The organism is Variovorax paradoxus, from assembly GCF_902712855.1.
In the GTDB taxonomy this organism is placed as follows: Bacteria; Pseudomonadota; Gammaproteobacteria; order Burkholderiales; family Burkholderiaceae_C; genus Variovorax; species Variovorax paradoxus_Q.
This window is the reverse complement of record NZ_LR743507.1, coordinates 3,093,261-3,114,939: the sequence shown is the minus strand read 5'-3', so window position 1 is coordinate 3,114,939 and position 21,679 is coordinate 3,093,261. Positions and strand designations below refer to the sequence as shown.

22 protein-coding genes are annotated in these 21,679 nt (G+C 64.9%); 3 read left to right on the top strand and 19 right to left on the bottom strand.

Annotation, left to right across the window (positions count from 1 at the left end):
- Positions 1-71: 71 nt before the first annotated feature.
- Positions 72-740, bottom strand: coding sequence for an RlmE family RNA methyltransferase (locus AACL56_RS14285; RefSeq protein WP_339090465.1), 669 nt, complete (start codon positions 738-740; stop codon positions 72-74).
- A 33-nt stretch (positions 741-773) separates the two neighbouring features.
- Here AACL56_RS14285 and AACL56_RS14280 point away from each other — a divergent pair, with 33 nt between their 5' ends.
- Positions 774-1,253 (top strand): YhbY family RNA-binding protein, encoded by a 480-nt coding sequence (locus tag AACL56_RS14280; protein ID WP_339090464.1) that lies wholly within the window; start codon positions 774-776, stop codon positions 1,251-1,253.
- 2 nt (positions 1,254-1,255) lie between these two features.
- Complete coding sequence (locus AACL56_RS14275) at positions 1,256-2,014, top strand: glycosyltransferase (protein WP_425337015.1); 759 nt, start codon at positions 1,256-1,258, stop codon at positions 2,012-2,014.
- A 41-nt stretch (positions 2,015-2,055) separates the two neighbouring features.
- On the opposite strand, the gene AACL56_RS14270 is transcribed toward AACL56_RS14275, so the two are convergent.
- The 5 genes from AACL56_RS14270 to carA all read right to left on the bottom strand — a co-directional run bounded on the left by AACL56_RS14270 (position 2,056) and on the right by carA (position 8,337).
- Positions 2,056-2,472 (bottom strand): DUF4149 domain-containing protein, encoded by a 417-nt coding sequence (locus tag AACL56_RS14270; RefSeq protein WP_339090462.1) that lies wholly within the window; start codon positions 2,470-2,472, stop codon positions 2,056-2,058.
- A 10-nt stretch (positions 2,473-2,482) separates the two neighbouring features.
- On the bottom strand, positions 2,483-2,959 hold the full coding sequence (greA, locus tag AACL56_RS14265) for a transcription elongation factor GreA (protein ID WP_007836973.1): 477 nt from the start codon (positions 2,957-2,959) through the stop codon (positions 2,483-2,485).
- 65 nt (positions 2,960-3,024) lie between these two features.
- On the bottom strand, positions 3,025-3,894 hold the full coding sequence (locus AACL56_RS14260; protein WP_339090461.1) for a Kdo hydroxylase family protein: 870 nt from the start codon (positions 3,892-3,894) through the stop codon (positions 3,025-3,027).
- Between the two features lie 8 nt (positions 3,895-3,902).
- Complete coding sequence (carB, locus tag AACL56_RS14255; RefSeq protein ID WP_339090460.1) at positions 3,903-7,151, bottom strand: carbamoyl-phosphate synthase large subunit; 3,249 nt, start codon at positions 7,149-7,151, stop codon at positions 3,903-3,905.
- Positions 7,144-8,337: a glutamine-hydrolyzing carbamoyl-phosphate synthase small subunit gene (gene carA, locus AACL56_RS14250; protein ID WP_339090459.1), complete on the bottom strand. Its 1,194-nt coding sequence runs from the start codon at positions 8,335-8,337 to the stop codon at positions 7,144-7,146. Before carA ends, carB begins: the two co-directional genes overlap by 8 nt.
- Before the next feature lie 190 nt (positions 8,338-8,527).
- Here carA and AACL56_RS14245 point away from each other — a divergent pair, with 190 nt between their 5' ends.
- The gene (locus AACL56_RS14245) at positions 8,528-8,974 is read left to right on the top strand and encodes a hypothetical protein (protein ID WP_339090458.1); all 447 of its coding nucleotides are present in this window, start codon (positions 8,528-8,530) and stop codon (positions 8,972-8,974) included.
- Here AACL56_RS14245 and AACL56_RS14240 read toward each other — a convergent pair.
- From AACL56_RS14240 to frr, 13 genes are read right to left on the bottom strand one after another with little or no spacing between them, the layout of a single operon-like run.
- Positions 8,962-9,744, bottom strand: coding sequence for a TrmH family RNA methyltransferase (locus AACL56_RS14240; protein ID WP_339090457.1), 783 nt, complete (start codon positions 9,742-9,744; stop codon positions 8,962-8,964). The two genes, AACL56_RS14245 and AACL56_RS14240, sit on opposite strands and share 13 nt — an antisense overlap.
- A 6-nt stretch (positions 9,745-9,750) precedes the next feature.
- Positions 9,751-10,473: a ribonuclease HII gene (rnhB, locus tag AACL56_RS14235; RefSeq protein ID WP_339090456.1), complete on the bottom strand. Its 723-nt coding sequence runs from the start codon at positions 10,471-10,473 to the stop codon at positions 9,751-9,753.
- A complete protein-coding gene (lpxB, locus tag AACL56_RS14230) occupies positions 10,445-11,593 on the bottom strand; it encodes a lipid-A-disaccharide synthase (RefSeq protein WP_339092874.1) in 1,149 nt (382 codons plus the stop codon). The genes rnhB and lpxB overlap by 29 nt, the downstream gene beginning before the upstream one ends.
- 10 nt (positions 11,594-11,603) lie before the next feature.
- The gene (gene lpxA / locus AACL56_RS14225) at positions 11,604-12,392 is read right to left on the bottom strand and encodes an acyl-ACP--UDP-N-acetylglucosamine O-acyltransferase (protein WP_339090455.1); all 789 of its coding nucleotides are present in this window, start codon (positions 12,390-12,392) and stop codon (positions 11,604-11,606) included.
- Between the two features lie 23 nt (positions 12,393-12,415).
- On the bottom strand, positions 12,416-12,874 hold the full coding sequence (fabZ, locus tag AACL56_RS14220) for a 3-hydroxyacyl-ACP dehydratase FabZ (protein WP_007836981.1): 459 nt from the start codon (positions 12,872-12,874) through the stop codon (positions 12,416-12,418).
- Positions 12,875-12,897: 23 nt separating this feature from the next.
- Positions 12,898-13,875 (bottom strand): UDP-3-O-(3-hydroxymyristoyl)glucosamine N-acyltransferase, encoded by a 978-nt coding sequence (lpxD, locus tag AACL56_RS14215; protein WP_339090454.1) that lies wholly within the window; start codon positions 13,873-13,875, stop codon positions 12,898-12,900.
- Positions 13,876-13,889: 14 nt separating this feature from the next.
- A complete protein-coding gene (locus AACL56_RS14210; protein WP_339090453.1) occupies positions 13,890-14,441 on the bottom strand; it encodes an OmpH family outer membrane protein in 552 nt (183 codons plus the stop codon).
- Positions 14,442-16,877 (bottom strand): outer membrane protein assembly factor BamA, encoded by a 2,436-nt coding sequence (gene bamA, locus AACL56_RS14205; RefSeq protein WP_339090452.1) that lies wholly within the window; start codon positions 16,875-16,877, stop codon positions 14,442-14,444.
- A gap of 38 nt (positions 16,878-16,915) precedes the next feature.
- The gene (gene rseP / locus AACL56_RS14200; RefSeq protein ID WP_339090451.1) at positions 16,916-18,289 is read right to left on the bottom strand and encodes an RIP metalloprotease RseP; all 1,374 of its coding nucleotides are present in this window, start codon (positions 18,287-18,289) and stop codon (positions 16,916-16,918) included.
- 32 nt (positions 18,290-18,321) lie between these two features.
- Complete coding sequence (ispC, locus tag AACL56_RS14195) at positions 18,322-19,509, bottom strand: 1-deoxy-D-xylulose-5-phosphate reductoisomerase (RefSeq protein WP_339090450.1); 1,188 nt, start codon at positions 19,507-19,509, stop codon at positions 18,322-18,324.
- The gene (locus tag AACL56_RS14190) at positions 19,506-20,351 is read right to left on the bottom strand and encodes a phosphatidate cytidylyltransferase (protein ID WP_339090449.1); all 846 of its coding nucleotides are present in this window, start codon (positions 20,349-20,351) and stop codon (positions 19,506-19,508) included. The genes ispC and AACL56_RS14190 overlap by 4 nt, the downstream gene beginning before the upstream one ends.
- Positions 20,352-20,370: 19 nt before the next feature.
- Positions 20,371-21,099, bottom strand: a complete 729-nt coding sequence (uppS, locus tag AACL56_RS14185; protein ID WP_339090448.1) for a polyprenyl diphosphate synthase — start codon at positions 21,097-21,099, stop codon at positions 20,371-20,373.
- 8 nt (positions 21,100-21,107) lie between these two features.
- Positions 21,108-21,668 (bottom strand): ribosome recycling factor, encoded by a 561-nt coding sequence (gene frr / locus AACL56_RS14180; RefSeq protein ID WP_339090447.1) that lies wholly within the window; start codon positions 21,666-21,668, stop codon positions 21,108-21,110.
- Between the last annotated feature and the right edge of the window lie 11 nt (positions 21,669-21,679).

Sequence of the window (21,679 nt, the reverse complement as noted above, 5' to 3'; positions counted from 1 at the left end):
CCTAATGCGGCCATAGGCTGACAGGGGTTTGCGCCGTGCTCGGGCGCCTGCAGCCGCTATTTGGCAAGGTATCAAGGCGTATCCAGGGCCTTGAGGCCCAATCCCACGAGGAAGGTCTCTGCCGATTTGTCACGTGATGCCTTGGGCTTGAAGGGCTTCACCGTGCGGAAACTGGCCTTGAAAAGCTTCACCAGTTCGTCGTAGCCGCTGCCGTGGAAAAGCTTGGCCACCAGCGCGCCTTCCGGCTTCAGGTGGTGCTGCGCGAAGTCGATCGCAAGCTCGATCAGGTGCGCGACCCTGGCTGCATCGGCCGAATGGATGCCCGACAGGTTCGGCGCCATGTCCGACACCACCAGGTCGGCCTTGCGGCCAGCCAGTACGCCGAGCAACTGTTGCAGCAACGCATCTTCACGGAAATCGCCCTGCAGGAACGTGACGCCCTCGATGGGCTCCATCGCGAGGATATCCAGCGAGATGATCGTGCCGTTCAGTTCGCCGGACGCTGCTCCGCCCGGTGACATGCGTCGGCGCAGGTACTGGCTCCAGGCGCCTGGTGTCGAACCGAGGTCCACCACAAGTTGCCCAGGCTTGACAAGCCCCAGCGACTCGTCGATTTCCTTGAGTTTGTAAGCCGCGCGGGCGCGGTACCCCTCCTTCGTGGCGAGCTTCACGTAGGGGTCGTTGATATGGTCGTGCAGCCACGCCTTGTTGACTTTTTTGCTTTTGGCTTTGGTGCTCATGGAGGTCTTCGTGTACGCGTCGATAATACGGGGATGCCCGCCATTCAACTTACCCCTGCCGAGCGCAAGGTGCACCGCGCCGAAGCTCACCACCTGGATCCGATCGTCATGGTCGGTGGAGACGGGCTTACCCCTGCCGTGAAAAAGGAAGCCGACGCGGCACTCAAGGCCCATGGCCTGATCAAGATCCGCGTTTTCTCCGACGACCGGCCCGCCCGCGACGCCATGCTGCGCGAACTGGCTGAGGAGCTCGATGCCGCGCCGATCCAGCACATCGGCAAGTTGCTGGTGCTGTGGCGTCCGAAGCCCGAGAAGGAGCGCGTGATCGACGAGGATCGCATGCCTGGCCCGCGCGACGTGAAGATCGTCAAGTACAGCAAGCGCGGCGGCCAGCGCCCCGAGATCAAGACGCTGCGCGTGCTGGGTAATCAGCGCCTCACGCCCGGCGGCACCATCAAGCGCGCCAAGGCCAAGCGGCCGCTGTCGGCCAAGAAGCGCAACCAGGCGGACTGAGCTTGGCGGCAGCGCAAGGCGCCCAGCGCCATATCCTCTGCATGAAGTGGGGCACGAAATATGGCCCCGAGTACGTCAACCGGCTCTACGCGATGGTGCGCCGCAACCTCAGCGGCGACTTCAAGTTCGTATGCCTGACCGACGACGGCAATGGCATCCACCCCGAAGTGACCTGCCTGCCGATCCCGCCGCTCAACCTGCAGCTGGCCCCGGGCCAACGCGACGGCGCCTGGAAGAAGCTCACAACCTTCGAGCAGGACCTGCACGGCCTGCGCGGCACGGCTCTCTTCCTCGACCTGGACGTGGTGGTGGTGGGCAGCCTGGACGACTTCTTCGAACGGCCCGGCGAGTTCCTGATCATTCACGACTACGCGCGTCCCTGGCGACGCGAGCGGATCACAGGAAATTCGTCGGTCTACCGCTTCGAATTGGGCGCCCACGCCGACGTGCTGGCGTATTTCCGCGCCAACATGGACAAGGTTCAGGCGGAGTACCGCAACGAACAGGCCTACCTGTCGGACATCCTCCACAAGCAAGGCAAGCTGGCCTACTGGCCCGAGGCTTGGTGTCCCAGCTTCAAGTACCACGGCATCCCGACCTGGCCGACCAATTACTGGGAAGAGCCTTTCGTGCCCGAGGATGCCCGCATCATGGTGTTCCATGGCGAATGCAACCCGCCGGACGCGCTGGCAGGCCGACGCAACCGAGCCTTCCGTTACATCCGCCCCGCTCGGTGGGTCGCCAAATACTGGAAAGAGTGAGAACCGAGGAGGCGGCGGCAGCCGCCTCTTGCCTGCGACGTTCAGCCCGGCTTGCGGGCGCCCATGCGCCAGAGCAGCACGCCGGCACACACCCACTGCACCAGGTACATGCCGCTGCCCATGGCATGCCACAACTTGAGGTTCTCGCGCGCCAGGATGCGCGGTGCCACGGCGTACTGCTGAAGCAACGCCAGCAGCAGCGCGGCCAGGATCAGGAACATGGCCGTCATCGTCGCCCCGTCCATGCGGTCGTCGGCCTTGGTCCTGAAATGGATCAGCAGAATCAGCCCGCAGGCGATTGCGATCCAGCTCTGCGCCTCGAACAACTGGCCTGCAAAGTTGCCTGCCACCGATGGGTTGCCGAGCCGGGCAAAGAGCATCGGCACAACCAGAAAGCCGATCGTGGTGAGGCTGCCCCACCAGAAGGCGGCCAGCATCAGCGCAACGCGGTCTTTCATTTCTCGACGATCACAGGTAGCGAACGGCCACGATCTCGTAGCGCTTCAGGCCACCCGGGGCCTGCACTTCGGCCGTATCGCCCTCTTCCTTGCCGATCAGCGCCCGCGCGATCGGGCTGGAGATGTTGATCAGGCCGAGCTTCAGGTCGGCTTCGTCCTCGCCGACGATCTGATACTTCACGGCGTCGCCGGTTTCCTCTTCCTCGAGCTCGACGGTCGAGCCGAACACCACCTTGCCGCCGGCGTCAAGTTCGCTCGGATCGATGATCTGCGCCGCCGACAGCTTGCCCTCGACCTCCTGGATGCGGCCTTCGATGAAGCCCTGGCGGTCCTTGGCCACTTCGTACTCGGCGTTCTCGCTCAGGTCGCCCTGCGCTCGTGCTTCGGAGATGGCGTTGATGACCCAAGGGCGGTCGACCGTCTTGAGCTGGTGCAGTTCGGCGCGCAGTTTTTCGGCGCCGCGCTTGGTGATCGGAATGGTGGCCATGTTCTTGGTTCTCCATAAAGCGAAACCGCCGAACGCTGCCGTTCGGCGGTCGATGGGGGAATTGATCAGACGAGTGTGCGTCCGGTCAGCCGGCTCAGGATCGCGAGCGGGCTCGAGTCGGGATTGTATTGCTTCGAAGCGGCCAGATGAAGGGTCTGCTCGAGCATGTACTGCCCCGCCATCACGGCGTGCGAGGTCTGGTCCGAGAAGCAGACCCACACCGAACCCGGCGGAAACCTGGCAGTTTCCTGCGGCGAGTTTTCCTGGTACGCCATGTCCGACTTCATGCCGTCGTGCAGTTGAAGCATCAGGTGGTCGTACTCGCTGCGGAACGACTTGGTCACATGCAGCGCCTGCAGCAGCTTCGCCTGCCAGCGCGCATAAGACTTGGCGCGCGGCAGGAACCGCCGGGCGATGTCCTCGAACGGCTCGCCGACGCGCCACACACGCGGCGCGCCGTCGGGATTGACGTTGGTGAACACGCGCAGGATGCGTTCGCCGTAGTTCGGCCGTGACGGAAACGCGTCGACGTGCAGCCTGCGGTCGTCAGCGCGCCACGACTGCACGCGCGTTTCGACCTGCGCGGGCCGGTAGCTGGTCGGCGCCAGCCGCAAGGCCGGCGTGTAGTGCGGCAGCAGCCCATGGATCAGCTGCTGCGCCTGTGACCTGAACCGCCCTACCATCGCGGCCGTGGCACGCTGCACTGCCTCGTCGCCGACAGCGCCCTTGAGCTTGCCGTTGGCGTCGAGGCTGATGTTGCGCACGTCGGGCGACAGCAGGCTGGGCGTGAGCAGGACGCGCTCCTCAGGCTGCAGCTCGAAGCCCAGGCGCGGAAAGTACAGCACCTTGCCCGCTTCGAGTTCCGCGATCCACGCCTTGTTGGGCGTGGCCGCGTTCCAGTCCGCCAGGTCGAGTTCGACGAGCTGCGTTTCCATGGCAGAGCTCAGGCTGCTGCTAGCTGCGCGTGCATTTCCTGCACCGAGATCACGCCCAGCTCGTCCATGAACCCCATGCCCTCGACCGCCGCTTCGGCGCCGAAGATCGTGGTGAAGGTGGTCACGCGTGCCAGCAGTGCCGAGGTGCGAATCTGCCGCGAGTCGTTGATCGCGTTGCGGCGCTCTTCCACCGTGTTGATGACCAGCGCAATCTCGTTGTTCTTGATCATGTCCACGATGTGCGGGCGGCCTTCGGTCACCTTGTTGACCGTCGCGCACTCGATGCCCGCGGCGCTGATGGCGGCCGCAGTGCCCTTGGTCGCGACGATCTCGAAGCCCAGCTTGACCAGGCCGCGCGCGACTTCCACTGCACGGGCCTTGTCGTTGTTCTTCACCGAGATGAAGACCTTGCCCGACTTCGGCAGCAACGTGCCGGCGCCGAGCTGCGACTTCACGAAGGCTTCGCCGAAGGTCTTGCCCACGCCCATCACCTCCCCGGTCGACTTCATCTCGGGGCCGAGAATGGTGTCGACGCCCGGGAACTTGACGAACGGGAACACGGCTTCCTTCACGCTGAAGTACGGCGGCGTGATTTCCTTCGTGACGCCTTGCGACGCCAGCGACTGGCCGGCCATGCAACGTGCCGCCACCTTGGCCAGCTGGATGCCTGTGGCCTTGCTCACGTACGGCACGGTGCGCGAGGCACGCGGGTTCACTTCGAGCACATAGATGACATCCTTGCCATCCTTCTGCTGGATGGCGAACTGCACGTTCATCAGGCCGACCACGTTCAGCGCCTTCGCCATCGCGGCGCTCTGGCGCTTGAGTTCGGCGACAGTGTCCGCATTCAGGCTGTAGGGCGGCAGCGAGCACGCAGAGTCGCCCGAGTGCACGCCGGCCTGCTCGATGTGCTCCATCACGCCGCCGATGAGCGTCGCACCTTCGGCGTCGCGGATGCAGTCGACGTCGCATTCGACGGCGTCGTTCAGGAAGCGGTCGAGCAGCACCGGCGAATCGTTGCTGACCTTGACCGCTTCGCGCATGTAGCGTTCGAGGTCGCGCTGCTCGTGCACGATTTCCATCGCGCGGCCGCCGAGCACATAGCTCGGGCGCACCACCAGCGGATAACCCAGTGCCGCAGCCTTTTCGAGGGCTTCGGATTCGGTGCGCGCAGTGGCGTTCGGCGGTTGGCGCAGACCCAGTTCGTGCAGCAGCTTCTGGAACCGCTCGCGGTCCTCGGCGGCGTCGATCATGTCGGGCGTCGTGCCGATGATCGGCACGCCATTCGCTTCGAGATCGAGCGCGAGCTTCAGGGGCGTCTGGCCGCCGTACTGCACGATCACGCCGACCGGCTTTTCCTTGTCGACGATCTCGAGCACGTCCTCGAGCGTCAGCGGCTCGAAGTACAGGCGATCCGAGGTGTCGTAGTCGGTCGACACGGTCTCGGGGTTGCAGTTGACCATGATGGTCTCGTAGCCGTCCTCGCGCATGGCGAGCGCGGCATGCACGCAGCAGTAGTCGAACTCGATGCCCTGGCCGATGCGGTTGGGACCGCCGCCGAGCACCATGATCTTCTTCTTGTCCGTCGGGTCGGCCTCGCACTCGTCCTCGTAGGTCGAGTACATGTAGGCCGTGTTGGTGGCGAACTCGGCCGCGCAGGTGTCCACGCGCTTGTAGACCGGACGCACGCCCAGTGCGCGGCGCTTCTCGCGGATGGCCGTGTCGGTGGTCTTCAACTGGCGCGCGAGGCGGCGATCGGAAAAGCCCTTCTTCTTCAGCGCCAGCAGCGTGTCGCGGTCGATGTCGTCGAGCGACTTGGTTTCCAGCTCGAGCTCGATCTTCACGATCTCCTCGATCTGCACCAGGAACCACGGGTCGATCTTGGTCAGCGCGAACACTTCGTCCACGCTCAGGCCCATGGCGAAGGCATCGCCCACGTACCAGATGCGCTCAGGGCCGGGCTCGCCCAGTTCCTTCTCGAGCACTTCGCGGTCCTGCGTCTTCTCGTTCAGGCCGTCGACGCCCACCTCGAGGCCGCGCAGCGCCTTCTGGAACGATTCCTGGAAGGTGCGGCCCATGGCCATTACCTCGCCCACCGACTTCATCTGCGTGGTGAGGCGCGAGTCGGCCTGCGGGAATTTCTCGAAGGCGAAACGCGGGATCTTGGTGACCACGTAGTCGATCGATGGCTCGAACGAGGCGGGCGTGGTGCCGCCGGTGATCTCGTTGCGCAGCTCGTCGAGCGTGTAGCCCACGGCCAGCTTGGCCGCGACCTTGGCGATCGGGAAGCCGGTGGCCTTGGAAGCCAGCGCCGACGAGCGCGACACGCGCGGGTTCATCTCGATGACGACCATGCGGCCGTCCTTCGGGTTGATGGAGAACTGCACGTTCGAGCCGCCGGTGTCCACGCCGATTTCGCGCAGCACGGCCAGCGAGGCATTGCGCAGGATCTGGTATTCCTTGTCGGAGAGCGTCTGCGCGGGTGCCACAGTGATCGAGTCACCGGTGTGCACGCCCATAGGGTCGAGGTTTTCGATCGAGCAGACGATGATGCAGTTGTCGGCCTTGTCGCGCACGACTTCCATCTCGTACTCTTTCCAGCCGAGCAGCGACTCTTCGATCAGCAGCTCGTTGGTCGGCGAGGCTTCGATGCCGCGCTTGCAGATGGTCTCGAATTCTTCCGGGTTGTAGGCGATGCCGCCGCCCGTGCCGCCGAGGGTGAAGCTGGGGCGAATCACGGTCGGGAAGCCGACCGACTTCTGCACGGCCCATGCTTCGTCCATGGAATGCGCGATGCCGGAGCGGGCCGAGCCCAGTCCGATCTTGGTCATCGCGTCCTTGAACTTCAGGCGGTCCTCGGCCTTGTCGATGGCTTCGGGCGTCGCGCCGATCAGCTCGACCGGCTTGTTGGTGGAGGCACCCGTGTACTTGTCGAGCACGCCGTTGCGCCACAGGTCGAGTGCGCAGTTCAGCGCGGTCTGGCCGCCCATGGTCGGCAGGATCGCGTCGGGGCGCTCCTTGGCAATGATCTTCTCGACCGTCTGCCAGGTGATGGGTTCGATGTAGGTGACGTCGGCCGTGGCCGGGTCGGTCATGATCGTCGCGGGGTTGCTGTTGATCAGGATGACCTTGTAGCCCTCTTCGCGCAGCGCCTTGCAGGCCTGCACGCCGGAATAGTCGAACTCGCAGGCCTGGCCGATGATGATCGGGCCGGCGCCGATGATGAGGATCGATTTGAGGTCTGTACGCTTAGGCATTCTGGTTCTCCGTCTTTTCCGCCTTGTTCTTTTCCATGAGTGCCGTGAAGCGATCGAACAGGTAGCCGATGTCGTGCGGGCCGGGCGATGCTTCGGGGTGGCCCTGGAAGCAGAACGCGGGCTTGTCGGTGCGCGCCAGGCCCTGCAGCGTGTTGTCGAACAGGCTGATGTGGGTGGGGCGCAGGTGGGCCGGCAGCGATTTCTCGTCGACCGCAAAGCCGTGGTTCTGGCTGGTGATGCTCACGCGACCGTTGTCGAGGTCCTTCACCGGATGGTTCGCGCCGTGGTGGCCGAACTTCATCTTGAAGGTCTTCGCACCCGAGGCCAGCGCCATGATCTGATGGCCCAGACAGATGCCGAAAGTCGGAATGCCGGTCTCGATCAGTTCCCTGACGGCGCGGATCGCGTAGTCGCAAGGTTCCGGGTCGCCGGGGCCGTTGGCCAGGAAGATGCCATCAGGCTTGAGCTTGAGCACATCGGCCGCAGGCGTCTGCGCCGGCACCACGGTGATGCGCGCGCCGCGCTGCGCGATCATGCGCAGGATGTTCTTCTTGACGCCGTAGTCGAAAGCCACGACATGGAACTGCGGCGTGATCTGCACGCCGTAGCCCGCGCCGAGCTTCCACTCGGTTTCGGTCCATTCATAGGTCTGCTTGACCGACACGACCTTGGCCAGATCGAGGCCGGCCATGCTCGGCGCGGCCTTGGCAGCAGCCACGGCCTTGTCGATCAGCGCCTGCGTCACCGGCTCGCCCGCGGCCAGGCCCAGGATGCAGCCGTTCTGCGCGCCGTGCGTGCGCAGGTGTCGCGTGAGCTTGCGGGTGTCGATGTTGGCGATGGCCACCGTGTTGCCGGACACGAGGTATTCCGTCAGCGTGGCGGTCTTGCGGAAGTTGGAGGCGACGAGGGGCAGGTCCTTGATGATCAGGCCCGCGGCATGGATCTTGTCGGCTTCGATGTCCTCCCCGTTGACGCCGTAGTTGCCGATGTGCGGATACGTGAGCGTCACGATCTGCTGGCAATAGCTCGGGTCGGTGAGGATTTCCTGGTAACCGGTCATGGCGGTGTTGAACACCACTTCACCGGTCGTGGAGCCGGCGGCCCCGATCGAATTGCCTTGAAAGACCGTGCCGTCTGCGAGCGCCAGGATGGCGGGCGGGAAACTTCCCTTGAGAGACAAAAGCACTGGGTTCTCCGGATGGTTACGGTCGCCCGGAGCCCCAGGCGCGTTGCCTGCGGACTGCTGCTTAAGGGGAAGATGGCGTTGTAGGCGGCCGGGCGACGCTGATTTGCGAGTAAGCCCCCGATTGTAGCCCGGCCGCGTCACCCTCCTGCCGCAATGGACCTGAACAATTCCGCGCGCGTGCGCCGAATGCATGCACATCCTGCATCGCAAGCATCATTTGAGAATACTTCTTATCTTCAAAATCTTCGCCACGCACGGAATCCGCGTCGTTTCGACCCCTGCCATCTTCGCGGGCCTTCGCCTGAGCTACGCCGAGATGGCGAGATTTCTTACCCGGCGCACTGACAAAGTTGACGAAGCCCGCCATGTCTTCGACGCTTGGCTCCACCTGGCCAAGCGTGAGCGCCGCGGCGAAGCTCCGCCTCAGCCCGGCAGTGAAATAACCCACCAGAGGATCCCCAAGGCCTATCTATTCACAGTCGCGCGTCACCAGGCAATGGGCCAACTGAGCCGCGGCAACTGGCTGCAGAGCTACATGCGCGAAAGCGAAGCGCAGGCCAGGCTGCGACAGCGCGATGAACTGCCACTACGGCAACCGGCCGCGCGGCGATCTGCTCCCCCGACCTACCGCTGGTAGGCCGCGCCGCTCGCGTGCAGGCATATGGCCGCGGCGGCGGCCACGTTGAGCGACTCCTCGCCGCCCGGCTGCGCGATGCGGATGTGGTGCGTGGCGCGCGCTTCGAGCGCAGCCGACACGCCCTGCCCCTCATGCCCCATGAGCCAGGCGCAGGGATACGGCAACTCGGCCTTGTGGAGCCAGTCGCCGCGGTGCGAGCTGGTGGCAATCAGTGGAACCTGCAGCGCGTCGAGCACCTCGGCGTCCACACCCTCGATGAGACGCAGGCCGAAATGTGCGCCCATGCCGGCGCGCAGTACTTTAGGCGCCCAGAGCGCCGCCGTGCCCTTGAGCGCGACCACCTGGGTGAAGCCGAAGGCCGCGGCACTGCGAAGAATCGAGCCAGCATTGCCGGCATCCTGCAGGCGGTCGAGCACGACGCTGGGCGCATCCAGAATGAGTTCAGGGCGTGACGGCAGTTCGAGCACGAAACCCATCGGGGCCGGTGATTCGAGTCCGCTGGCACCGCGCAGCAGGTCGTCGCTCACCACGACGGTCTTGACAGCGTCACGCGACCATTCCGGGGGCGCGCCGGGCCAGAAGGATTCCGCAAACACGGCCATCGCCGGCTTCACGCCGCGTGCAAGTGCAGCGCGGCACAGGTGGTCGCCTTCGAGCCAGATCCGGCCCAGCTTGCGGTAGGCGCCAGGGTCTTGCGCGAGCTTGCGCAGGTCCTTGATCAGAGGGTTGTCGCGCGAGCTGATGTGGCTCGCGCCGGTGTCGGAGGTCATCGAGGATCAGCGCGCCGCGCGCAGGTCGAGGCGCACCGGCTCGGCGACGCCGACCATCATGGCCGGCTGCGCCGAATCTGCCGGCAGCATCACGCTGAGAGTGCCGCCCGTGCGCGCGAGTGCCGCAGCCACCGGGCTGAAGGACTTGCGATGGTGCACGCAGGCGCCGTGGCGCTGCAACGCATCCAGGTGCTCGGGCGTCCCGTAGCCTTTATGGCCGGCAAAACCATAGTGCGGGAACTCGATGTGAAGCTGCTCGCACAGCCGGTCGCGATGCACCTTGGCCAGGATCGACGCGGCGGAAATCGCCTTCACGCGCGCATCGCCCTTGACGATAGCCTCGGCCAGGACGTCGAGCGTGGGCAGGCGGTTGCCGTCGACCAGCACCTTCACTGGCTTCAGGCGCAGTCCTTCCACCGCACGCCGCATGGCGATCATGGTCGCCTGAAGGATGTTGTGGGTGTCGATTTCCTCGACGGTCGCCTGCGCGATGGAGCAGCATAACGCCTTGGCCAGGATCTGGTCATGCAGGCGTTCGCGTTGCAGGGCGGTGAGGGTCTTGGAGTCGGCCAGGCCGCGGATCGGCCGAAGGTCGTCGAGGATCACCGCCGCGGCCACCACCGGCCCGGCCAGGGGTCCGCGGCCGGCCTCGTCGACGCCCGCCATCAGGCCGGGTGCGTCCCACACCAGCGGGGCCTGCTCAGCCTTCAAGAACTTTCTGGATCGCATCGGCGCAAAGTGTCGGCGTATCGCGCTGCAATTGCACATGCAGCTCTGAAAATCTTTGTTGCAGTGCCTGCGAATTTTCCGGCGCGTCGAGCCAGCCCAGCGTGGCCTGGGCCAGCGCCTCGGGGGTTGCGGCTTCCTGGAGCAGTTCGGGCACCACGAAGTCACGGCACAGGATATTGGGCAATCCAACCCAGGGCTGCAGTTGCTTGCGCTGCATGAGGCGCCATGACAACGCGTTCATGTTGTAGGCAATGACCATCGGCCGCTTGAACAGCGCCGCCTCGAGCGTGGCGGTGCCGCTGGCGATCAGCGTGACGTCGCAGGCGGCCAGCGCAGCGTGCGACTGGCCATCAAGCAGCTTCACATGGCCGGTCATGCCGCTGGCCTGGAGCAAGGCTTCGACCTCGGCGCGCAGGCCCGGGAGGATGGGCGCCACGAACTGTAGACTCGGGCGGTCCTTGTGCATGAGCGCTGCAGCGGCAAAGAAGCGCGCGGCCAGGTAGCGCACCTCGGAGCGCCGGCTGCCGGGCAACAGCGCCACGACCTGCGCATCGGGCGACAGGCCCATCGCGGCGCGCGCGCCTGCCCGATCGGGCGTCATCGGGATCACGTTGGCCAGCGGATGGCCCACGTAGCTCCCCGCCACGCCGTGCTCGGCCAGCAAGGCCGGCTCGAATGGAAAGATGCACAGCACGTGGTCGGCCGCGGCTCGAACCTTCTCGATACGCTCCGGGCGCCAGGCCCAGATCGACGGGCAGATGAAATGCACGGTCTTCATGCCACGACTGCGCAGGCCAGCTTCGAGATCGAGATTGAAGTCGGGGGCATCGACGCCGATGAACAGTGCAGCCCATTCGCGCAGTAGCCGCGCCTTGAGCTGGCGGCGGATGCCGGCAATTTCGGCATAGTGCCGCAGCACCTCGACATAGCCGCGCACCGCGAGCTTTTCCTGAGGCCACCAGCTTTGGAAACCGTGGGCCAGCATGCGAGGACCGCCGATGCCAACCGTTTCGAGACCAGGCCATCGGGCTTGCAGCCCATCGAGCAGCAGCCCGGCGAGCAAGTCACCGGACGCTTCGCCCGCGACCAGCGCGAAACGTCGCTGCCCGTCCTTCTGCATCGCCGTCACGTCAGCGCGCGATGCCGCGCGTCGAATTGGCGAGGAAGGCTTCCATCAGCGCGACGTCGCCGGCAGCCTCCGGCATCTCGGTCGCGAGCGCGGTGATGCCGGTTCGCGCCTCGTCGAGCGTCTTGCCCTGGCGATACAGCAGTCGGTGCATCTGCTTCACCGCCGCGAGGCGCTGTGCGGAGAAATCACGACGGCGCAGGCCGACGATGTTGAAGCCGCGCACCGCCAGCGGGTTGCCGTCGACCAACATGAAAGGCGGCACGTCCTGCGTGACCGCGCTGGCGAAGCCGACCATGGCATGCGCGCCGACCGACACGAACTGGTGGATGCCCGTGAGCCCGCCTACCGTGACCCAGTCGGCCAAGTGCACGTGCCCTGCCAACGTGGTGTTGTTGGCCAGCGTGGTGTGGTTGTCGACATGGCAGTCGTGCGCGATGTGCGTATACGCCATGATCCAGTTGTCGTTGCCCACGCGCGTGATGCCGCCCGCGCCCGGCACGCCGAGGTTGAAGGTGCAGAACTCGCGGATCACGTTGCGGTCGCCGATGACGAGCTCGGTCGGCTCGCCGGCATATTTCTTGTCTTGCGGCACGGCGCCGAGCGACGAAAACTGGAAGATGCGGTTGTCGCGCCCGATGGTGGTGCGCCCCTCGATCACGCAGTGCGCGCCGATGGTGGTGCCTGCGCCCACCCGCACGTGCGGGCCGATCACGGTATAGGGGCCGACCGACACCGAGGCGTCGAGTTCGGCCTGGGGATCGATGACGGCTGTGGAATGAACCTGGGTCATGCCTTGTGGTGACTGCAGCCGGATCAGTTGATCTGGCGCATGGCGCACATCAGCGTCGCTTCGCAGGCGAGCTCGCTGCCGACCAGGGCCCTGCCCTTGAATTTGGAGATGCCCGCCTTCATGCGCTCGATCTCGACTTCGAGCGTCAACTGATCGCCCGGTTCCACCGGCCGCTTGAAGCGTGCGCCGTCGATGGCCGCGAAGTAATACACGGTGTTGTCGTCCGGCACGATGTCCAGCGAGTGGAACGACAGCAGCGCCGCGGCCTGCGCCATGGCCTCGAGCATCAGCACGCCCGGCATCACCGGACGGTGCGGAAAATGGCCGTTGAAGAACGGCTCGTTCATCGTCACGTTCTTCAGCGCCGTGATGCGCTTGCCCTTCTCCATGTCGAGCACGCGGTCCACCAGCAGGAACGGATAGCGGTGGGGCAGCAGCTTGAGGATTTGATGGATATCGAGCGCAATCGCTGGCTTGGTCATGATTTTCTGTTCCTGCATCGTCGTCATTTTTTCGAGGGAGCCTTCTCCAGCGCCTTCAGTCGTTCGCGCAGGCTGTGCAACTGCTTGAGCGTTGCCGCATTTTTTTCCCAGCTCGCATTGTCATCGATGGGAAACATGCCGGTGTATTGGCCGGCCTTGTGGATCGAACGGGTAACCACCGTGGCGGCCGACACGTGCACGCCATCGGCCACCGTCAGATGCCCCAGCACGATGGCGCCTCCGCCGAAGGTGCAGTTCTCACCGATGACGGCGCTGCCGGCCACGCCGACACAGCCCGCCATCGCGGTGTTCTTGCCGACGCGCACGTTGTGGCCGATCTGGATCAGGTTGTCGAGCTTCACACCGTCTTCGATCACGGTGTCGTCGAGCGCGCCGCGGTCGACGCAGGTGTTGGCGCCGATCTCGACGTCGTTGCCGATGCGCACTGCGCCCAGTTGCTCGATCTTGACCCACTGGCCCTGGTGCAGCGCCAGGCCGAAACCGTCCGCGCCGATGACCACGCCGGGATGCAGCAGGCAGCGCTCGCCGATGACGCAGTCTTCGCTGACCGTCACACGCGACTTGAGCACCGTGCCCGCACCGATCCGCGCGCCCCGCTCCACCACGCACAACGCGCCGATGCGCGCTGTCGGATCGACCTGCGCTTCGGCGTGGATCACCGCGCTGGGATGCACGAGGTCGGCGTCCGGACGCGCATGGTGCGCCTTCCAAAGCTGCGTCAGGCGAGCGAAGTAGTAATAGGGATCGGGCGTGACGATATAGGCACCACGCGCCGCCGCCGCCTCGCTCATGGCAGGCGAGACAATGACACAGGCGGCCTTCGAGGCCGCCAGTTCCTGTTGGTACTTGGGATGGCTCAGGAAACTGAGCGCATCGGGCTGTGCATTCTGCAGCGGCGCAAGCCGCTCGATGGATAACGCCGAATCGCCATGAAGCTCGCCCCCGAGGGCGTCAACGATGGCTCCGAGCTGCAATGACACGCCGACTCCCGGCGTTACTTGCCGGCCGCAGGCGCAGGAGAGCTGACTGACGCGTTCAACGCCTTGATCACCTTGTCGGTGATGTCGTGCTTCGGATTGATGTAGATCGCTTCCTGCAGGATGGCGTCGTACTTCTCGGCTTCTGCGACCTGCTTGACCACGCGGTTGGCGCGTTCGTAGACCTGTTGCAGCTCTTCGTTCTTGCGCGCGTTCAGGTCTTCCTGGAATTCGCGGCGCTTGCGCTGGAAGTCGCGGTCCTGGTCGACCAGGGCGCGCTGGCGGCTGGTCCGCTGGCTTTCTGACAGGGTCGGCGCTTCGCGCTCGAACTTCTCGGAAGCCTGCTTGAGTGCATCGCCCTGTGCGGTCAGGTCGCGCTCGCGCTTCAGAAACTCGGCTTCAAGCTTCGCCTGGGCGGTCTTGGCCGGTTGCGCCTCGCGCAGCACGCGGTCCGGATTCACGAAACCGATGCGAAAGGCTTCCTGCGTTTGCGCCTGGGCAGGCGCAGCAGCGAGCACAAAAGCGGGGACCAACAACGCGCCGGCCGCGGCGCGAATCAAATGCTTCATTTAGAAAGACGTTCCGATCTGGAATTGGAGGCGCTGGATTCTATCCTTCGGGATCGTGATGAACCCGGTGCTGGGATCCACCACTTCCTTCTGGGACTTGATGGGGAATGCATAGGCCAGGCGCAGCGGGCCGAGCGGCGAGATCCAGCTGACGCCAAGGCCGACGGAAGCGCGCAGCTTCTTCTCGGCTTTCCACTGTGCGTCGGTGAGGCCTGCAGCACGCGAACCGAACACATTGCCGACGTCGAAGAAGCCGTACAGGCGCAGCGTGCGGTCATTGCCGGCACCGGGGAACGGCGTGCTCAACTCGGCGTTGAAGATCGCCTTCTTGGTGCCACCAATGGCAGCGCCTTCGGTCTGGCCGAACAGCGGCAGGTCGCGCGGACCGAGCGAGTTCTGCTCAAAACCGCGGATCGAGCCCAGGCCACCGGCGTAGAAGTTCTTGAAGATCGGGTAGACCTTGCCGCCCAGCGCCTTCGCGTAGCCCACTTCGCCGTTGATCGAGAAGGTGTACTGCTTGTTGATCGCGAAGAACTGCTGGTACTGGTAGTTCGTCTTGACGTACTTCATGTCGCCGGCCGCACCGACTTCGAGGTTGGCGCGTTGCAAGCGACCCGTGGTCGGGATCAGCGCGCTGTCGCGGCTGTCGCGGCCCCAGCCTACGCTCAGCGGCACGCCCCACACGCTCTTCTGGTCGCAACCGATCACCAGGATACCCGTCGGGTCCTTCTGGCACTGGAAGTAGTTGAGGTACGAAGGCGGCGTGGTCAAACCCGAGAACGCCGTCGAACTGTTGGCGTCGAAAGCGTAGCGCTCGAGGCCGATGCCGAAGAAGACAGTGTCGACTTCGCTGAATGGCACGCCGAAGCGGATCGACGCGCCCTGATTCACCAGCTTGTAGTCGCCGTCGATCGACGACGAATACGGACGCGTGGTGGTGTGGTACACGCTGATCGTGCGAGAGATGCCGTCCTGCGTGAAATACGGATCGGTGGTGGTCAGCGACAGCGTGCGGTTGTACTTGCTGGTATTGACCTGCACGCCCAGGAAGTTGCCCGAGCCGAACACGTTTTCCTGCGAGATGCCAAAGGTCAGCGCGACCTTCTCGGCACTCGAATAGCCGGCGCCGAGCTGCAGGCTGCCGGTGGGCTTTTCAGCCACGTTGACGGTCAGGTCGACCTGGTCGGGCGAACCGGGGACCTCCTGCGTCTCGACGTTGACTTCGGTGAAGAAGCCAAGGCGGTCCACGCGGTCGCGCGACAGCTTGATCTTGTCGCCGTCGTACCAGGAAGCTTCGAACTGGCGGAACTCGCGGCGAATGACTTCGTCGCGGGTCTTGTTGTTGCCGCCGACGGACACCTTGCGCACGTACACGCGACGCGCCGGCTCGGCCTGCAGCGTGAGTGCCACGCGGTTGTTGGTGCGGTCGATTTCGGGCCGCGCTTGCACGCGGGCAAACGCGTAGCCGAAGGTGCCGAAATAGTCGTTGAAGGCCTTGGTGGTCTCGGTGACCTGCTCGCCGTTGTAGGGCTCGCCCGGCTTGATGGTGATGAGCGACTTGAACTCGTCGTCACGGCCGAGGTAGTTGCCGTCGAGCTTCACGCTCGAGACCACGAACTTCTCGCCTTCGGTGATGTTGACCGTCACCGTCAGGTCCTTGCGGTCCGGCGAAATGGCGACCTGCGTCGAGTCGATGCGGAACTCGAGGTAGCCGCGGGTGATGTAGTACGAGCGCAGGGTCTCGAGGTCGGCATTGAGCTTGGCGCGTGAATACTGGTTCGACTTCGTGTACCAGCTCATGAAACCACCGCTGTCCTGGTCGAACAGGCTGAGCAGCGTCGATTCGCTGAACGCCTTGTTGCCGACCACGTGCACTTCGCGGATACGGGCCGACTCGCCTTCTGTCACGGTGAAGGTCAGGTTGACGCGGTTGCGTTCGATGGGCGTGACGGTGGTCACGACCTGCGCGTTGTAGAGGCTGCGGCTCACGTACTGGCGCTTGAGTTCCTGCTCTGCCCGGTCAGCCAGCGCCTTGTCGTAGGGGCGGCCGTCGGTCAGGCCGACCTCGCGCAACGCCTTCTGCAGGGCAGCCTTGTCGAACTCCTTGGTGCCGACGAAATCTACATCGGCGATGGTGGGACGCTCCTCGACGATCACCACCAGCACATTACCGTTGACGTCGATGCGAACATCCTTGAACAAACCCAGATCGAACAGCGCGCGAATCGCGGCAGAACCGCGCTCGTCGCTGTAGGTATCGCCAACGCGCAGCGGCAACGACGCGAAGATCGTGCCGGCTTCGACGCGTTGCAGGCCTTCGACGCGAATGTCGCGCACCGTGAAAGGCTCTACGGCCCAGGCTGCAGTGGCCGCAAGCGCACTGACAACCACCGCGGCAACGCTACGCAGGCGAAAGCGATTGAAGTTTTTGTTCATCTGTGAATTGAGCCGGCACGGAAAGGGCCGGCAGAAAGTTAACCAAAGAGCCGCGTGATGTCGTTGAAGAGTGCGACCGACATCATGACCAGCAGCAGGGCGACACCCCCACGCTGAAGCCGTCCCATCCAAGCATCAGAGACACTCTTGCCGGTCAGGCCCTCCCAAAGATAATACATCAGGTGCCCACCATCGAGGACCGGCAGCGGCATGAGATTCAGCACCCCGAGACTCACGCTGATGAGCGCCAGAAAGACCAGATATTGGGTGAATCCGAGGCTTGCGGACTTGCCCGCATAGTCGGCAATCGTGAGCGGACCACTGAGGTTCTTCAGCGATGCCTCGCCCACGACCATCTTGACCATCATGCGCACGGTGAGCGCCGAAACCTCCCAGGTGCGCACCATGCCGTGCCAGATGCCGCCGACCACGCCCTGGCGCACCGTCACCATTTCCGGCGCAGAACCCACGAAGGCGCCGATGCGACCGACCTTCGCGGCGCCGTCTGCCCGCACCTCAGGCTTGACGTCGATGGTGAGCGGCTGGCCGCCGCGCTCGATGTGCCATGGCTGAACGCGGGGCTGGTCGCCGTCGACCGACGCGCGGATCACTTCGCGCAGCTGCTGCCCGTCGACGATGGCCGTGCCGCCGATGCTCCTGACCACGTCGCCACTGCGCAGGCCGGAACGCTCGGCCGCGCTGTCCGCCATCACCTCGCCGATCTCGGGCCGCGTCAGTGGCGCCAGCACGCCGATCTTGCGGAACATCTGCGGATCGGCGTCCCTGGTCTCCATGCGGCTGAGCGGAAGCACGACGGTGCGGGCCTGCTTGCCGCCCTCTCCTGCAATCTCCAGCGTCAGGTCGTGCCCGTCGAGCGCGCCGCGCGTCATGCGCCAGCGCAGGTCTTCGAACGAATCCACGGGGGAAAGATCTCCGCCGAAGCCGGCGCGGGTGATGTGCTCGCCGCCGCGCAATCCCGCCGCCTCGGCCAGCGAAGCCGCCACCGGCCGACCCAGCTTGGCAACTGGCTCCTGGACCCCGATCCAGTTGACTGCGGTATAGAGCGCCACGGCGAGCAGCAGATTGGCGATAGGCCCTGCCGCCACGATGGCTGCGCGCGAGCGCAGCGGCTGGGTGTTGAAGGCGCGATGGCGCTCTTCCGGTGCGACAGGGCCTTCGCGCTCGTCGAGCATCTTGACGTAGCCGCCCAGCGGGAACAGGCCGATCACGAACTCGGTCTGCTGCCCCGGATGCTGGCGCTTGGGCTGCCAGCGGAACAGCGCCTTGCCGAAGCCGACCGAAAAGCGCTCGACCTTCACGCCGCAAGCCACCGCCACACGGTAGTGGCCATATTCGTGCACCGCGATAAGGACACCGAGCGCGACCACAAAGGCTATGACAGTAAGCAACATCGGGTTCCTCGGTATTCAGGAAACAGGAAGGATCAGGCCGCGAGACGCTGCGCCGCAGCATTCGCCGCCGCACGGGCGCTGGCATCGAGCGCCAGCAGGTCGGCGAGCGATGCAGGCTTCGAGGGCAAGACAGCTTCCAAAGTTTCCATGTTTACCGCGTGAATGCGATCGAAGCGCAAGCGCCGCCCGAGGAAGGCCTCGACCGCCACCTCGTTGGCCGCGTTCAGCACGGCGGTGGTGCCGGGCGATGCGCGCAACGCTTGCCAGGCCAGGCCGAGCCCCGGAAAGAGGGACGCATCCGGCGTCTCGAAACTCAGTGCCGACATCTGGCGGAAATCGAGCCGTGCCGCCCCGCTCTCGATGCGCTCCGGCCAAGCCAGACCGACCGCGATGGGGACACGCATGTCGGGCGTACCGAGTTGGGCGATGACCGATGCGTCCGTGAACTGCACCATCGAATGCACCACGCTCTGCGGGTGGATCACCACCTCGATCTGCTCGGGCGTCACACCGAACAGGTGACGCGCCTCGATCACCTCGAGCGCCTTGTTCATCATCGTGGCCGAGTCGACCGAGATCTTGCGGCCCATGACCCAGTTCGGGTGCGCGCAGGCCTGCTCGGGAGTGACTGTGGCCAGCGTGTCCGGCGCTCGCGTGCGGAAAGGGCCGCCCGAGGCCGTCAGGATGATCTTGTCGATGCGCCGCGGCCAGGTCGAAGGGTCTTCGGGCAGCGATTGGAAAATCGCCGAGTGCTCGCTGTCGATCGGCAGCAGCACGGCGCCGCCCTCGCGGACCGTGCGCATGAAGAGCTCGCCGCCGACCACCAGCGCTTCCTTGTTGGCCAGCAGCAGCCGCTTGCCGGCGCGAGCTGCGGCCAGACACGGCGCGAGCCCGGCGGCACCTACGATGGCGGCCATGACCGCATCGACCTCTTCATGCGACGCTATTGTTTCGAGAGCATCAGAATCAGTCAGGACGACCGTGTCGAGCCCGTTCTGCTTGACCTTCTCGGCCAGTTGCGCAGCATGCGGCGCGCTGGCCATGACCGCGAAATGTGGCGAGAACCGGACACACTGCGCCAGCAATTCGTCGACCTTGGTGGCCGCGGAAAGCGCGAACACCTCGAAGCGCTCAGGATGGCGCGAGATGACGTCGAGGGTGCTGACGCCGACCGAACCGGTCGAACCGAGCACCGTCACGCGTTGTCTGGAAGTGTTCACAGGAAAGCCAGCATCATGGCAATGGGAAGCGCCGGCAAGAGGGCATCCACGCGGTCGAGAACGCCGCCATGTCCGGGCAGCAGCCTGCTGCTGTCTTTGGCGCCGGCGCTTCGCTTGATGAGAGATTCGACGAGGTCGCCCACGACACTCATCGCAGAGAGAAACAGCGCGCCCAGCAGCAACAGCCACCAGCCGCGCTCATGGAGCCGCGTGTAGAGGCTGGCCACCGTGGCACCCGTTGCCTTGTCGGCCCAGACCCACGCAAACGCGAGCACGACGACGCCGATCATTCCACCCCACACGCCCTCCCAGCTCTTGCCAGGGCTGATCGCGGGTGCGAGCTTGTTGCGGGTGAATTTCAGGCCGAAGGCACGGCCGGCGAAATAGGCGAAAACGTCGGCCACCCACACGAGGACGAGGATCGAGAGCAGGAAATTGATGCCGACCATGCGCGCCTGCACTGCCGCGAGCCAAGCCACCCAGAGTGCCAGCAGGCCGCCGACCAGCCGCAGGCCGCGCGGAATGCGAGGCCAGCCAGGCACTGCAACACGCAGCAACACCGCGCCCCCGAGCACCCAGGCAGCACTGGCCAAGGTCCACATCAGCGCCAGCGATTGATCGAGCAGACCGAGCCACCAGGAGAGCGCGCACAACAGCACCGTCTCGGCGCCAAGGAACAGCGACATCCGCGGCCCATAGCCGTTCAGGCGGCCCCATTCCCACGCGGCGGCGCCGATCAGCACCAACATGACGCAGGCGAAGGCAATATGGTTGCGATAGAACAGCGCCGGCAGCAGGATCGCGAGCAGCACGATCGCCGTGAGGATGCGTTGTTTGAGCATGCGTGGGGTGTCGTCGCCTTCAGGCTGCCTGCCCTTGGGGGGCTGCGACCTGGGCAGAGGTTTGACCGAAGCGGCGCTCACGGCCCTGGAAAGCGGCGATGGCTTCGTCCAGTGCTGCCTCGTCGAATTCGGGCCACAGCTTGTCGCTGAAGAAAAGCTCGGCGTAGGCACTCTGCCAGAGCAGGAAGTTCGACAACCGCTGCTCGCCGCCCGTTCGGATGAACAGGTCCGGGTCAGCCACGTGGGCCAGCGCCATCGCGCGATCCAGGCTGAGTTCGGTAATGGGCTCGCCTTGCGCAGCCAGCCTGGCGGCTGCCTGCGCGATGTCCCAGCGTCCACCATAGTTGAAGCAGACGTTCAGCACCATGCGAGAGTTGTGCGCTGTGGCGGCTTCGGCCTCGACCAGGCCCGTCACCATCTTCGGCGACAGGCCGGCGCGTTCGCCGACGAAATGCAACCGCACGCCGTCCTGGCTGAGCCTGGGCACTTCGCGCGCGAGCGCACCGACCATCAACTCCATGAGACCGGAGACTTCCTCGACGGGACGGCTCCAGTTCTCCGAGGAGAAAGCGAACACCGTCAGCACGCCCACGCCACGGTCGGCGCAGGCCTTGACGCAGCGGCGCAGCGACTCAACGCCTTGCTTGTGCCCTGCCACGCGGGGCAGGAACCGCCGCGTCGCCCAACGGCCGTTGCCGTCCATGACGATGGCAACGTGATGGGGAATGCGCGGCGATGACGAGGCCATGGCAGGCCTCAAACGGCCATGATCTCCGCTTCCTTGGCCGTGACCAGACGGTCGATTTCCGCGATATGGCGGTCTGTGACCTTCTGGATCTCGGCTTCGGCACGCTTCTGGTCGTCTTCCGAAGCCGCCTTTTCCTTGACGAGCTTCTTGACCGCTTCGTTCGCATCACGGCGCAGGTTGCGCGTGGCGATCTTGGCGCTCTCGCCTTCGTTGCGGACCAGCTTGGTCATTTCCTTGCGCCGCTCTTCGCTCATGGCGGGCAGCGGCACGCGAATCAGGTCGCCCATCGACGCGGGGTTCAGGCCCAGGTCGCTTTCACGAATGGCCTTTTCGATCTTGGCGCCCATGCCCTTTTCCCAAGGCTGGACGCTGATGGTGCGCGAGTCGAGCACCGACACGTTGGCCACCTGGCTCAGCGGCACCTGCGAACCGTAGTACTCGACATGGATCGAGTCGAGCAGCGCCGAATTGGCGCGACCGGTACGGATCTTGGTGAGGTTGTTCTGGAACGCCGCGAGCGATTGGTTCATCTTCGCGTCGGTCGTGCGCTGAATGTCTGCAATGGTCATCTTGTATGGCT